Here is a 13,321-nt window from a genome sequence, read left to right on the forward strand (position 1 = left end):
TTTACTTTTTGTAGATAGCTTTTAAATAGTGCGAGAAAAAGCAGAAGGGGGCATCTGATACACTTTTCGGAATGATCGGGCAAAATAAGAAGGATCTTCGAAGCCAACCATATAGGCAGTTTCAGCTACAGAATGCCCTTGGCGGAGAAGTTGAGCGGCCCGTTTTAATCGATAATTACGGATAAACTCGCCTGCTGATGTATCGGCTAGTGCTTTCAACTTTCGATGTAAATTCATCCGGCTCATGCCACTGGCTAAGATGAGTTCTTCGGCACCAAACGTTGTCTCATCTAAATGCTCCTCTACTAGTTGACAGAGTTTCTCGATCAGTGGATCGGTAGGTAAAGGTGGGTCGATTGGGGTGGTTGGACTGATATTTGTGATACTGGCCAATACCCATTGCTGCAATTGACGGCGTCGTTCTAACAGGTTGCGAATACGTAACTGAAGTTCCTGGATGTGGAATGGCTTGGCTATGTAAGCATCTGCTCCTACTGATAAACCTTCCAGCCGATCCTCAACCGATGCTTTAGCTGTCAGCAAAATAACCGGAATATGGCTGGTTCTTGGATCTTTTTTTAGATTCTCACAAAGTTCATAACCGCCCATAACAGGCATCATAACGTCGCTGATGATTAAGTCTGGCACTAGGTTAATTGCCTGTTCCCAACCTTGGACTCCGTTCTGTGCCTGGTGTATTGTGTAAGTACTCGATAAATTTTCGAAGATAAAATCACATAGAATTTTGTTGTCTTCAACAAGTAACACAAGAGAAGTCTTGTCAGATTGTTTCTTAGGTTGATTATTCTCTGGAGTGACCTTTAGAGTTTCAGTTGTTTCGGTAGGTGTAAACGAGAGCGTATTGGCTTGGCGATAGGGCAAATAAATGGTGAAGGCGGTTCCTAAGCTTACTTTACTGGTTACCTGAAGTATACCTGACTGAAATTCAACTAACTCTTTTACTAAGGCTAACCCAATGCCCGTCCCTGCCTGTTCGAAGGAGGAAGCCTGATCGGATTTTAACAGGTTGGTAGAGCCGTTTTCTGCCCGATAAAATCGGTCGAAAATATACGGTAAGTCCTCTGGCGAAATACCAATGCCATTATCAGAAACGATAATCCGAATCCAGGATTCCTGAATAGAATTCGTTTGAGTTGACTGAGTGGCCCCAGGATGGGCAGCGGCTACATTTATACTTACTTTTCCACCTATAGGCGTAAATTTCAATGCATTGGCTACAAGATTAGTTATAATTCTTGCCAGTTTTTCTGAGTCGAACCAATATTTTGTATGTATGGTCTCTGCCTGAAAAATTAATTGAATACTTTTTGCTTGTGCCTGTGACTCAAATGAATGCACCAATTCGTTTATAAACACTTTCAGATTGCCCAGACTTTCATTGAGCCGCAGAGCATGAGCCTCTGCTTTTGATAGGTCTATTAACTGGTTAACCAGTTCCAGAATTTGGGTGGCATTGTTATTAATTAAGTCAAGCTGATACTGATCATCCCTACTAGGTAATCGATTCTTTAATGTTTCTACTGGCCCCAGAATTAAGGTTAGCGGTGTTCTGAATTCATGCGCAATATTGGTAAAGAAACGCGCTTTCATTATATCAATTGCCTTAAGATGTTTTGCTTCCTGTTGATTCACATAGGCCTGAACCAATATATAGCCTACTGTCACTATTCCGGCAATGTATATAAGAATAGCCCACCAGGTAGCCCACCAAGGTGGACGAATAATTAGCTTAAGCAATCGAACATGTTTGCTCCAAATGCCCGATGTGTTCGAGGCATTTAACTTCAGGGTGTAACGCCCCCAGTCTAAATCGGTGTATTGAATTACGGGTTCTTGGGTTTCAATCCATTGCTGGTTCAACCCAATTAGCTGATAACGATACCGAATTTTGTTGTGTCGATTATATTGCAGAGCGGCAAAATGAACAGCAATAAAGTTTTGATTATATGGTAACTCCAGCCTGCTTACCGCTTGAATAGGAAGGAAATTAGTTAATGGGCCTGATATTATCGGCTGGTTATTTAATTGAATATTGGTGATTTGTATGGAAGGCTGATAAGTATCATCGTGCAATTGTCGGGGGAAAAAAGAGGTAATGCCCTCCAGACCTCCCATCAGTATACGGTCGTTGGGTAGGTGAAGGAAATGAAAGCGATTGAATTCATTTTCCAGAAGGCCATCTTCCTCTGTATAGATACTCGTCTGAAAAGTCCGACGATCCATGCGACAAAGCCCCTGATTTGTACAAATCCATAGAAAACCCTGCTGGTCAGGAATGGCTGAATAAATTACGTTATTAGGTAAGCCGGTTTGCGTAGAAAATCGACGGCACGTACCGGTTCGTTTGTCAAAACGGCATAGGCCACTACCAAACGTACCTACCCATAAACTGTTTTGGTCAAAAGGGTCGTCGTATAAGCAAAACAACTGGTTGCTGCTAAGCGAGTTCAAATTCTTTGACTGATGCTTATACGCCCTGATCTGGCCATTAGTACGATCTACTCGATATAGTCCTTGTGTAGCGGTAGCTATCCATAAGGCCTGTTTATCAACGACAACCTGAAGTATTTCCCCTTCTATAACATTGGATGAATTCGCACGTGGTCTTAATCCATTTGCCCGATCGTTTCCACGAATAGGATGTTGAAAAAGTCGCCATTGACCGGCTTCGTACCACATAGCCAGCGAATCCGTTACGACCCACACATGGCCTGCAGGGTCGGTTGCCATAGGAGCTATGGGTTTATCCCAATAATGCCGTAATCCAACAGTAGGTGGAACAGAAATGGAGGTAATCTGTTTGGTTTGTAGATCGAGTTTGTAAAAACGCCTGTAGCCCGTATTGAACCACAGTTTTCCCGCTTTATCAACTGTATACCGGAAATAATAGGGTATATCCTTCTCGATTTCAAATGGCATTTGAGCGGGAGAGACGCCTAATTCCCGAATGAACAGGTCTGTATAGAAATTGTGCTGGTAAGGCACCGCTTTAAACTGACTGGCTTTGAGGTTGTATTTAAGAATACCAGCTTTGTCAGTACCTACCCATAACACGTCCGAGCGGTCAATAAGTAAGCTTCGCAAGGCTACTCCCTCCTTCAATTCTACCAATACGTTTACTCCCTCTGTTTCACTGAATCGTAGCAGGTCGTTATACTGATTGCTAAAGTACGTGTTGCCTTCACTATCTGTTACAATGCTCTTATTCTGCAAGCTTATAGCGGACGTAGTTGAATGGGGTAAGGCAAACGACCGGATACGACTGGATCGGGTGTCCAGTATCAGTATTGAGTGATTTGTTTGAATAAACAGGTGTCCATTAGGCAGTAGACAAATCCCTCTGACAGCATTATCGGGAAGAAAGTACTGAATGAACTGGTTGGTTAGCGGATCTAGTCGATAAAGTCCCTTATCAGTAGAAACCCAAACCGTTCTTTGTTTATCCTGAATGAAAGTACAGTCATCCGAGTAAAAAGGTGGAAGCTTATAAAGCCGGAAACGATGCGTAATCGGATCAATACAGGCGATTTTATTGGAACGAAAGCTAAGCCATAATTGGCCTTTCTGATCGAAATAATGGGTGCGAATGAAATCCAGACCCAACAGGCGTTTAAAAAAAGGTTCTCTGGAGAAATTAACGAATGTTTCCCGTACGGGGTCCATTATATCAATAGCGTTTTGGTCGCCGAAGATCCAGATTCTTCCTAACCTGTCGAGCCCCAGCCCTGAAAGACCTGATGAGGAAATACCCGGCTTCCCATCCGTAGTTGGCTGAAACACTTTAAAATGCTTTCCATCGTAGCGGCATAGGCCATCGCGAGTTGCCATCCAGATAAAACCCTGACGATCCTGTACAATAGCAGGCACAAAGGCCTGGGGTAATCCCTGTTTGCTGGTTATGGCCTCTGATTGTGGTAACGTAAACGTTTGAGCATATAACGGTATTTTACTTATACTGATAAGCGTTAATATAAATAAAATCAACACTAAGGCTACTCGTAAATAATGAATGAAAACCGAACGCATTTGTCTAATTAGGCAAAAAGAATGACATAAAATAGAAAATAAATAAGTTAATATATAATATTTTCAATTTTTAAGTAAGTAATATAAAGATTTTATTCGTTCAATAACATAATTAGAAAATCTTAATAATAAGAACCTGTTAATATGATAAGTAGATATACTTAATCCTATATACGTACTCATTAATTGATCTGCTTTTGTCGAAATAGTCTCGTGAGGGTTCGCCTGTTCGCTATGAAGTTGATGCCCTTTAGGTAAGCATCTATGTCAATAACCGGTTGGAGAGGTTGTTTTTTAGTTACTTTTAGGGGCTAAAAAATAAGTCTAATTCCCTTACTGACTTTCCTATTTATTATGCGTTTTTATTCTGCTCTTACTGGGTTATTGGTATTACTGACGGTAACTTGCCTTACGGCTCAACCAACGGTTAAACCGACTCCCCGCCAGCTTGCCTGGCAACCGTTGGAAACCACGGCGTTTCTGCACTTTACGGTCAATACGTTTACTGATAAAGAGTGGGGTGATGGCACCGAAAGTCCGGCAATATTTAATCCTACGAAACTGGATGCTCGTCAATGGATTAAAGCCCTGAAAGAAGCCGGTTTCAAAATGGCCATCATTACGGCCAAGCATCATGACGGCTTCTGCCTATGGCCATCCAAAATGACCGAGCATTCCGTGAAAAATAGCCCCTGGAAGAACGGGAAAGGTGATGTGGTACGTGAGGTAGCCGATGCCTGTCGTGAATTTGGTTTGAAATTCGGTGTGTATCTATCGCCTTGGGATCGTCATGAACCGCGCTATGGCACAGCTGCTTACAACGATTATTACAAAAGCCAGTTGCGCGAATTGCTGACTAATTATGGCCCTATTTCGGAGGTCTGGTTCGATGGGGCGAAGGGCGAAAATGCCAAAGATATGACGTACGATTTTGCTGGGTATTGGGCGCTGGTTCGGGAGTTACAACCCAATGCGGTCATGTTTTCGGATGCTGGGCCTGATGTTCGATGGGTGGGTAACGAAGCTGGGAACGCGGGCGAAACCTGCTGGTCGACAATCAATACTGATGGATTAGCTCCTGGTGTAGCTGATTCCAAATACCTGAACCGGGGTGACGCGACGGGTAAACAATGGGTTCCGGCAGAGACCGACGTATCTATCCGACCCGGCTGGTTTTATCATGAAAAGGAAGATGCTAAAGTGCGCTCAGGCAAAAACCTGGTCAATCTTTATTACCAGTCGGTTGGCCGGAATAGTTTGTTGTTGCTGAATGTGCCTCCCAATCGTGAGGGTCTTTTCTCAGAGCCTGATCTGGCGAGTTTGAAAGAGTTTCGCAGGATTCTAGACGAAACATTTAAACAAAATCTGGTGGCTAAACAGCCCAAGCTTACTGATAAACAGCTTGGCACATTCACGACGTTGTCTGCCAATCAACCGCTAACCATTGAGTTAAATGGCGAGCAACCCTTTGATCGCGTGTCGATTCAGGAAAATATTGCCAATGGACAACGTATTGCCAGTGGGCGGGTTGAGTATTGGGATGGTTCGGCATGGAAGCCACTTCAGACATTCACAACGGTAGGCTATAAACGGTTATTACGTTTCCCGACCGTGAAATCGTCGAAGCTTCGTTTGATCATTGCCAATGCCAATGGTTCGGTAGAGCTGGCGGAAGTAGGCGTTTATAAAGCATCGGCGCGAGAAGGAGAATGATGAGCGATAGCGCGAGCAAATTGGGCAACCGTTGCGGACGCTCGCGCTATCATCTACTGGATTATTTCTAAATTAGCTGGAGGAACTGCTCTATATAAACTTTCAGCGCTACCTTGCGTTTAGCACCTAAAAGAAAGCGGGTTCATGAAATCAATCGTTGCTTTTTTGCTGGCGGGTCTAATTCTGGGGAGCAGTTTGCTGCCCGGTTTTGGCGTCGATCAGTCGACCAAACTGGTCGAACTGATACAGCATTACCAGCAACATGTAAAAGCAGATCATGACCATAATCTGAGTTTCTCTGATTTTATGGTCATGCATTATGGCGAAAACTCAGAACACCACAAGCACCCTAACCACAGTCACCACAACTTGCCTTCGGTAGGCCATATGGTTAATGGTTTCATGCCGAATAACCTTCGATTAAGCATTACATCGTGTCTATCGGTGGGGATTTTTTCTCAGATGGCGTTCTCGCGCTATACAAATCTGTATTCGTTTCTATCGGTTTTCTCCCTAATAAACCCTCCCAGACGCTAGCTTTTGCGTACCTGTAGGCCGAATTATGCCCGTTCATGTGGTATTACTATACTGGCTGGCCTATTTACTTGCCCTGTTTTCCTGCTTTTGTGCTGTGTTTGATCGTTCGAAACGACAGACTAATGGCATACGTCATTCTGCACGCCATACGGCCCTGGTCGTATTATTTCCTGCATGTATCAGGCCATGGTGGCCTGCCTTAGAGGATATTATTAGCCGACTTATTTACGGTAGTCACTATGCTGAACACCATCATTCATTTTTCAATACATAACAAACTCATCATTGGTTTTCTGGCCTTGGCATTAGTAGCCTGGGGCGGTTGGTCGGCGACACAATTGCCGATTGATGCAGTACCCGATATTACCAATAATCAAGTTCAGGTTATTACCAGTAGCCCGTCGCTGGCGGCTGAGGACATCGAACGACTTGTTACATTTCCAGTGGAAGTCGGGCTCTCCAACATACCCGGTCTGATCGAACTCAGGTCGTTTTCCCGCTTTGGGCTGTCTATCGTAACGGTTGTATTCAGCGATGCAACCGATGTGTATTGGGCACGGCAGCAGATTGCCGAGCGATTACAGACTGTAACAACCCAGATTCCGCCGGGCGTTGGTACACCTATAATGGCTCCTGTTACAACCGGATTGGGCGAAATTTTCCAATACACAGTTGCCCCCAAAAAGGGCTACGAAAGTAAATACTCGTTGGCCGATCTACGTACCATTCAGGACTGGATTATCCGTCGAGGACTGCTTGGAACACCTGGTGTAGCAGATGTGAGTAGTTTCGGGGGACTGCTTAAACAATATGAGATCGCTGTTGATCCTGATCGACTGCGCAGTATGGGGGTCACTGTCAATGACTTGTTTACGGCCCTACAAAAAAACAACCAGAACACGGGTGGTGCCTATATTGACAGGAAACCCAACGCCTTCTTTATTCGGTCTAATGGGTTGATTAGTTCCATTGACGACATTGCTAATGTTGTTGTAAGGCTGAATGATCAACGATTACCTGTAAGAGTGCGCGATGTTGCACAGGTGCAAATGGGTTCGGCGGTACGTTATGGGGCCGTAACGCGCAATGGTCAGGGCGAAACTGTTGGAGCAATCGTGATGATGATCAAGGGCGGAAATTCGTCTGAAGTGATTAAGGCCGTAAAAAACAAGATCGCTGAAATCAGAAAAACGTTGCCAGAAGGCGTTCAGATTATCCCGTTTCTGGACCGTACAAAAATGGTCAATAGTGCCATCGGTACTGTAGAACGCAACCTGTTGGAAGGGGCTATTATCGTCATTTTGGTGCTGGTATTACTGTTGGGTAACTGGCGGGCAGGCGTAGTAGTTGCTTCGGTGATTCCGCTTGCCTTGCTCTTCGCTATTTCGATGATGAATCTCTTTGATGTATCGGGCAACCTGATGAGCCTTGGGGCTATCGACTTTGGATTGATTGTCGATGGGGCCGTTATCATTGTGGAAGCTACGCTGCATCACATTATCCTCCGAAATAAAGACCAGACTCTCACACAGGAGCAAATGGATAATGAGGTCTTTGGGGCAGCTAGCCGAATTCGGTCATCGGCTGCTTTTGGCGAGATTATCATTCTGATTGTATACCTGCCTATTCTGGCGTTGTCGGGAGTGGAAGGCAAAATGTTTCGACCCATGGCCCTGACGGTCGCGTTTGCTATTCTGGGCGCGTTTATCCTGTCGCTTACTTATGTGCCCATGATTTCGTCCTTGTTACTGGACAAAAAAGTCGTTCACAAGGAGACGTTTTCGGCTAAGCTAATGAAGCAGCTCCAACGGTTTTACGAACCAGTACTATTAGGATCACTGCGGCATCGACTGCCCATTTTGCTTGGGGCTTTGGGCTTATTAGCGCTAGCCGGATTTCTGTTTAGCCGTATGGGTGGCGAGTTCATTCCGCAGTTGGATGAAGGCGATTTTGCGGTTGACACCCGTACACTAACGGGCAGTTCTTTATCCGAAACGGTCGATGCGACGCTCAAAGCCGAGCGAATTTTGCTGAAACAGTTCCCCGAAGTAGAGCAGGTTGTTGCAAAAATTGGTTCCGGCGAAATTCCAACTGATCCGATGCCGATCGAAGCAGCCGATCAGATGATAATTTTAAAACCAAAAGATCAGTGGACGTCGGCCAAAACCCGTGATGAACTGGCAGGGAAAATGGCGGAGGCTTTATCGGTAATACCAGGAGTAACTTTTGGCTTTCAGCAGCCTGTACAGATGCGCTTCAATGAATTGATGACAGGCGCACGGCAGGATGTCGCGTTGAAAATTTATGGCGAAGATCTCGATCAACTGGAAAAACTAGCTAACAGGGTGGGCGCCATTATCCGGCGCATTGATGGGGCAAAAGATCTGTACGTTGAGCAGGTTGCAGGCTTAGCGCAGATTCTGATCAAGCTAGACCGGAATCAACTAGCGCGCTTCGGCTTGAACGTGGCCGATGTCAACCAAACCATTAATACCGCCTTTGCAGGGCAATCGGCAGGCCTGGTTTTCGAAGGCGAAAAACGCTTTGATCTGGTTGTTCGGCTGGCTGCCGATAAGCGGCAACGTATTGAAGATATTCAGAACGTTTATATCGCCACGCCAACTGGACCTTCCAGTCCGGGCCAGCAGATTCCGCTGTCGGAAGTGGCAAAGGTGACAATGGAGCAGGCCCCTAATCAAATTCAGCGTGACGATACCCACCGACGTATCACCTTGGGTTTCAACGTGCGCGGGCGAGATGTGGAAAGTATCGTGAACGAACTTCGGCAGAAAGTCGATCAGCAGATTAAGTTTCCGGCGGGTTACTATGTTACCTATGGTGGCCAGTTTCAGAACTTAGTTGATGCCAAGCAACGACTAAGTATCGCCGTACCCATTGCTCTCGCACTGATTTTTGCTTTACTCTTTTTTACGTTCGATTCTGTTCGTCAGAGCCTGCTCATTTTTATGGCGATTCCAATGGCGGCCATTGGGGGTGTATTTGCCCTGTTGCTACGCGGTATGCCATTTAGTATTTCGGCAGGTGTCGGTTTTATTGCCCTCTTCGGAGTATCGGTGCTGAACGGTATCGTCCTGATTGCCGAATTCAACCGTCTGCGGCACGAAGAGGGACTGACCGATATGATCGAGATTATCCGAAAGGGTGCTGAGGTGCGCTTGCGACCGGTTATCATGACGGCTCTTGTCGCGTCGTTCGGCTTTATTCCAATGGCGGTTTCCAATTCGGCAGGGGCCGAAGTTCAGAAACCCTTAGCTACCGTTGTCATTGGTGGCTTGTTGACCGCAACGCTATTGACACTGATTATTTTACCAATCCTGTATTCGCTAATGGAAAAGAAATCACTTGATCGTGAGATCAAAACTGCCAGGAAAAAGTCGCCTTCTGTTGCTAGAATCATTGGGTTACTAGTGGCATCGTCGACAATTGGTTTTTCACAAGTGGCTCCTTTGCAGGTAATTACACTTGATCAGGCGGTGCAACAGGCAAGTAATCGTAATGCGCAGGTTCAGGTAGCTGGACTGGGCGTGAGCCAGCAACAAGCATTACGTCGAACAGCTTACGATGCCGGGCGACTATCGGTTGTGGGTATGCTGGGTCAGTATAATAGTCGCCGGTTTGATAACAACCTAACGGTAACCCAGACCATTCCGAATCCAACGCTCATGCGTCGACTGGCTGACTTGAATGATCAGGCCGTTTCGGCTCGCCAACTTGAGGTACTCGTTACTCGAAATGATGTTCAGTATCAGGTAAAATCGACCTACTACGATCTGGTCTATCTTCAGCAGAAAACGCGCATTTACCACCAGCAGGATACGATCCTAACCGAGTTTGTCAAGGCAGCTAATCTTCGGTATCGGGTAGGGGAAACCGGAAGTCTGGAAAAAGCTACGGCCGAAAGCCAACTGGCTGATCAACGTGTACGACTGGCTCAGAACGAAAGCAATCAAACCGCTACACGAACGCGTTTGCAGACATTGCTTTATCGCACGGAACCCGTCAACATTCCAGAGCAGGAGTTGCCTAAACTAACATTGACGATTCCGACAGATAGTACGGTTCTTGCGCAAAATCCGCTTCTGCGTCAGTTACAGCAACAGATTCGCGTTGCTCAGGAATCTCGTTCTGTCGAGCAGGCGCGCCTTAAACCCGATTTTCTGCTTGGTATTTTCTCGCAGACACTCGTCGGTAGCCAGTTGATCGATGGACAGGAACTGTATTTCGGGCCTGGCTATCGATTCTACGGTGGTCAGATTGGGGTAACGTTTCCCTTGTTGAGCGGGGCCGGACGGGCAAGAATTGAGGCCGCCCGCGTTGGAGAGCAGCTCGCCCAAACGCAACTGCAAAGTCAGCAACTGGCGCTTCAACAACAGATAACTCAGGCCGTAACCCAATATGGGCAATATCGTGATGCGCTTACCTATTATGAACAAAATGGGTTGGCACAGGCGCAGCTTATTCAAACCAATGCCCGTCGATCATTCAGCGGTGGAGATATTGGCTATGTCGAATTTTCACTAGCCATTCAGCAGGCGCTTACCATTCGTCTGAACTACCTCGATCTGCTGAATCAGTACAATCAATCAGTTTTATACATTAACTACCTGGCTGGCAATCCATAAGTGCTTGTCGCAGTGTACTTCTATATGACTTTCAATCATTCATCTATTCGTCTTGTTCGGCTTTGCCTGCTGTTAATTGGCGGGATAGTCGGCGTGTTGGCTTGCCAGTCTACTGAAAAATCCAATACTGATACCACTACTGAAAAGACCACAGAATCTACTACAGCCGTAGATTCCACTGAGAAATCTGACGACCCTGTGAGGGTTGCTCTGACGCAGGCACAATACACCGTGGCAGGTATTCAACTCGGACAGCCTGTGCCTCGAAGTCTTAGTACTACACTGAAAGTGAACGGCTCACTCGATGTGCCGGCTCAAAATCAGGTATCGGTTTCGGTACCATTTGGCGGCTATATCAGGAAAATTGGACTGGAACCGGGAATGCGTATCAGCAAAGGGCAGACGTTGGTCGTGCTCGAAAATCCTGAATACATTCAGCTTCAACAGGATTACCTGGATACAAAGGCGAAACTGGAATATGCCGACCTGGAGTTTGAACGGCAACAGGAATTGAGTCGAGAAAACGTCAATGCACTGAAGGTATTCCAACAAACCCGAGCTAATCGTCAGAGCTTGCAGGCTCACCTGGCTGGTATGGCTCAGCGACTTGCGCTTTTGCACATCAATCCGGCTACGTTGACACCCGCCACGCTGACTCGTATAATTAGCGTTCCCTCGCCGGTATCGGGTTTCGTCACCGACGTACCGGTCAATAATGGCCGCTACCTGAACCCTGCCGATGTACTGGTACAGATTACAGATTTAACGCACCCGCACGTTCGGTTAACTATTTTCGAGAAAGATATTAGCCGGATTCATGTGGGTCAACTCGTTCGGTTCGGTATGGGGGGAGATGCTAGTCTGATACATCGGGGTGAAATTTTCCTGATCGGTAAATCCATCGCTGCCGACCGAACGATTTCGGTATTAGTACACCCGGATGGCTATGCCAATGACTTTATTCCAGGCGGCTATATCTCGGCTCAGATTGATGTGAAAACGCAGCCATTGCCTGCGCTACCTGAAGAGGCTATCGTTAATTTTGGCGGCAAACACTACATCTATATTCTGGAAAAGAAGGAGGTCAATCCAATAACATATCAATTTCGACAAGTGGAAGTGAAGCCCGGCGTTCGGGAAAATGGTTATGTATCTATAACCCTGCCCGGCGATATTAACGCGAAGCAAACCCCAATTGTGGTGAAGGGCGCCTATAATTTGTTAGCCAAATTAAATAACAGCGAAGAGGAGTAGACCAACAAATGCTTTACTTTGGCAGTTAATTTCCTCATCCAACAATCAGTCGTAGCCGTTTGCACGGTTCATTTCCCTCATGTTATATCCGCTGACGTTCGAAACCATTTTCAAAGACAAAATCTGGGGAGGCCAGAAAATCAAAACAATTCTGGAGAAAGACTTCGCTCCCTTGCCCAACTGTGGTGAAACTTGGGAAGTCTCCGATGTAGAAGGCAACGTATCGATTGTAAAAGAAGGTAGTCTTCAAGGGAAATCGCTACACGAACTGGTGGAGCAATACAAAGGTGAACTTGTTGGGAAACACGTTTACGAGCAGTATGGCAATCGGTTTCCGCTACTAGTGAAATTCATTGATGCCAATGACGATCTATCCATTCAGGTTCACCCGAATGATGAGCTGGCCAAACAACGCAAAAGCGGCTTCGGTAAAACCGAGATGTGGTACATTATGCAGGCTGATGAAGGCGCAAAACTTAACTCGGGCTTCAATCGGGAAGTGACTAAAGACGAGTACGTTAAAGCCGTAGCCGACAACACCATTCAGGACTTGCTGAACATCGAACCCGCTCACCCTGGCGATGTATTTTTCCTGCCCGCTGGTCGCGTTCACTACATTGGCAAGGGATTATTGCTAGCCGAAATCCAGCAGACGTCCGACACCACCTACCGGATTTACGACTTCGATCGCGTAGATGCAACCACTGGCCAGAAGCGCGAACTTCACACCGAACTGGCCGTCGACGCCATTGATTATCACCACTACGACCATTACAAAACGCAGTACGACAAGAAGTTAAATGAGAGCGTTAACGCCGTTACGAGTAATTATTTCGTAACGAACGTACTGAATTTTAATGAAGAAGTTGCTCATGACTACACACATATCGACTCCTTCGTGATCCTGATCTGTGTGGCGGGTGGCCTGACCATCGAAACTCCGGGAGGCTATAGCCAATCGCTCAAAATGGGCCAATGTGCTCTGATTCCCGCATCCATCGATAACATAACCCTGATTCCAGACGGCGACATGACAGTGCTGGAAACCTATGTACCTTAGTCAGAACCGGGATTTAGCTGATTTAGGGATTTTCTGGACTTTGTTTACGCGTCAAAGACGCGAATCT

At 46.2% G+C, this 13,321-nt stretch carries 6 protein-coding genes; 5 read left to right on the forward strand and 1 reads right to left on the reverse strand.

Features of this window, described 5'->3' with window-relative positions; all coding sequences use genetic code 11:
• Positions 1–21: 21 nt before the first annotated feature.
• Positions 22–4,047 (reverse strand): hybrid sensor histidine kinase/response regulator transcription factor, encoded by a 4,026-nt coding sequence (locus GO755_RS17940; protein ID WP_157586570.1) that lies wholly within the window; start codon positions 4,045–4,047, stop codon positions 22–24.
• Between the two features lie 354 nt (positions 4,048–4,401).
• Here GO755_RS17940 and GO755_RS17945 point away from each other — a divergent pair, with 354 nt between their 5' ends.
• The 5 genes from GO755_RS17945 to GO755_RS17965 all read left to right on the forward strand — a co-directional run bounded on the left by GO755_RS17945 (position 4,402) and on the right by GO755_RS17965 (position 13,254).
• Positions 4,402–5,760, forward strand: a complete 1,359-nt coding sequence (locus GO755_RS17945) for an alpha-L-fucosidase (protein WP_157586571.1) — start codon at positions 4,402–4,404, stop codon at positions 5,758–5,760.
• Positions 5,761–5,904: 144 nt separating this feature from the next.
• Entirely contained in the window at positions 5,905–6,297 is a 393-nt protein-coding gene (locus GO755_RS17950) for a hypothetical protein (protein WP_157586572.1), read from the forward strand.
• Between the two features lie 239 nt (positions 6,298–6,536).
• The gene (locus tag GO755_RS17955) at positions 6,537–10,940 is read left to right on the forward strand and encodes a CusA/CzcA family heavy metal efflux RND transporter (RefSeq protein ID WP_157586573.1); all 4,404 of its coding nucleotides are present in this window, start codon (positions 6,537–6,539) and stop codon (positions 10,938–10,940) included.
• 24 nt (positions 10,941–10,964) lie between these two features.
• Positions 10,965–12,194 carry an efflux RND transporter periplasmic adaptor subunit gene (locus GO755_RS17960; RefSeq protein ID WP_157586574.1) on the forward strand — a complete coding sequence of 410 codons (1,230 nt, stop codon included), beginning with the start codon at positions 10,965–10,967 and terminating at the stop codon, positions 12,192–12,194.
• Between the two features lie 79 nt (positions 12,195–12,273).
• Positions 12,274–13,254, forward strand: coding sequence for a type I phosphomannose isomerase catalytic subunit (locus GO755_RS17965; RefSeq protein ID WP_157586575.1), 981 nt, complete (start codon positions 12,274–12,276; stop codon positions 13,252–13,254).
• The last annotated feature ends 67 nt before the right edge of the window (positions 13,255–13,321 follow it).

Source organism: Spirosoma arboris, assembly GCF_009754945.1.
Taxonomy (GTDB): Bacteria; Bacteroidota; Bacteroidia; order Cytophagales; family Spirosomataceae; genus Spirosoma; species Spirosoma arboris.

What these genes read in the sequence shown, in the direction of transcription:
- GO755_RS17940 (WP_157586570.1), bottom strand. Translation starts at nt 4,047, where the DNA reads ATGCGTTCGGTTTTCATTCATTATTTACGAGTAGCCTTAGTGTTGATT.
- GO755_RS17945 (WP_157586571.1), top strand. Translation starts at nt 4,402, where the DNA reads ATGCGTTTTTATTCTGCTCTTACTGGGTTATTGGTATTACTGACGGTA.
- GO755_RS17950 (WP_157586572.1), top strand. Translation starts at nt 5,905, where the DNA reads ATGAAATCAATCGTTGCTTTTTTGCTGGCGGGTCTAATTCTGGGGAGC.
- GO755_RS17955 (WP_157586573.1), top strand. Translation starts at nt 6,537, where the DNA reads ATGCTGAACACCATCATTCATTTTTCAATACATAACAAACTCATCATT.
- GO755_RS17960 (WP_157586574.1), top strand. Translation starts at nt 10,965, where the DNA reads ATGACTTTCAATCATTCATCTATTCGTCTTGTTCGGCTTTGCCTGCTG.
- GO755_RS17965 (WP_157586575.1), top strand. Translation starts at nt 12,274, where the DNA reads ATGTTATATCCGCTGACGTTCGAAACCATTTTCAAAGACAAAATCTGG.